General features: G+C 57.9%; 3 protein-coding genes. All 3 read left to right on the top strand.

What is annotated here, in order from left to right; translation table 11 throughout:
* Positions 1 to 158: hypothetical protein (locus HMPREF1024_RS31530; protein WP_009310103.1), on the top strand; the 158-nt coding region annotated here is incomplete at its 5' end.
* Between the two features lie 187 nt (positions 159 to 345).
* The gene (locus HMPREF1024_RS0127940) at positions 346 to 600 is read left to right on the top strand and encodes a DNA polymerase III subunit theta (RefSeq protein ID WP_011977779.1); all 255 of its coding nucleotides are present in this window, start codon (positions 346 to 348) and stop codon (positions 598 to 600) included.
* A 34-nt stretch (positions 601 to 634) separates the two neighbouring features.
* Complete coding sequence (locus HMPREF1024_RS00135) at positions 635 to 955, top strand: hypothetical protein (RefSeq protein WP_001568049.1); 321 nt, start codon at positions 635 to 637, stop codon at positions 953 to 955.
* Positions 956 to 1,305 lie beyond the last annotated feature (350 nt).

The raw sequence follows: 1,305 nt of genomic DNA, 5'->3' as shown, positions 1-1,305 counted from the left end.
TACAGTACAAAGCCCTGATTAATGCCCGCCGCCGCGATGCCGGTCAGCGGGAACTGACCACTGCGCAGGTGATGGATGACATCTGCGAATACATGACCTGTCAGTGCGCCGTCTATATTGGCGGCCATTTCATTCTTCAGGGGGGAAAGGCACGATAAATCACAGGGCAGGGGGGAACCTCTGCCGCTTCCGGCCGCGCGAAAACCCGGGCAGGCTGCGCCTGCCGGAGAGAGACGTCGCCGCGCCTCCGGCGCCGCGCACTCTCCTCTCCGTTGTCAGTCGCTGTTGCCCCGGAATTCGCGTATTATCAGGGATATCTTCCTGTAAAGCAGACCGGTGAAGCATATGTCAAAGTGGAATATCGCCTCTTTTTCAAAGGAGGAGCAGGATAAAGTTGCCGTCGATAAGGTGGCTGCTGCTGTTGCCTGGCAGGAGCGCATGAACAAGCCCGTCGTGCCGGAACTTGTTGAACGGGAACAGCCTGAACACCTGCGCGAATATTTCCATGAACGGCTCCGCGTACATCGACTGAACAGTCAGCAGCTGCCGCGCGCAAATGCGCCCGAATATAATAAACCCGGAGATGAGCAGCAGAAGTGATTCTTATCGTCAGTGTGTCCAGGGAGGAAATTTTATGCGTATGTCTCTGATGTTTGCAGCCGTGACGCTTTTAACCGGTATTAACCTGTTTTTTATTCCGTTTCAGCCTGTTCCGGCTCTGTGGGGGGCTATCCTGGCCGTTGCTTTTGTTCTGATTAATGTCGTGGCGGATAAGCTGCGCCTCTGGAGTGGCATTGCGTGGATTATCGTTGCCGGCATCATCATAACGCTGATGCTGAAGGGGAAAGAGCCGGGTGACGAATTACGCGGGTTGATCACCGTTTTTGCTTTCCTGGCTTCGGCCTGGTACTGCGTTGTACAGTACAGAAAAGAGCAGGGCGAATCTCAGTCCTGACCTGACCGGTACCCTTCATCTTGCTGCTGCTCTTCCTCTGGCTTTGCCTCACTTTCCTTTCACACAATCTGCTCCGGGGCCACCTTCGGCTCCTGACCCGCTGGCGCGGTTCAGTCGTCGAGCCACACTCCGCTAACCGCGAAAAGACGCGGTAAGCTCCGCCGAACCCGCTACGCGGTTTCGGGCCTGGCGGCTAGTGTCTGATGTCTGACGTCAGGGTCAACGGCAGCGCTTGCTGCGACCGTCCCGGCCGCGCCGCTTTCACCGTGCCGGCGAAGGACTGCCGGCACTCTGCGGGGCAACGCCGTTTCGCGCCCGCGCTCTTCGTCGTTGCGGCGGGTGCCTGCTCC

The sequence above is a fragment of the Klebsiella sp. 4_1_44FAA genome (assembly GCF_000238715.1).
Classification (GTDB): Bacteria; Pseudomonadota; Gammaproteobacteria; order Enterobacterales; family Enterobacteriaceae; genus Klebsiella; species Klebsiella pneumoniae.
This window is presented reverse-complemented; position numbering and strand designations above follow the sequence as displayed.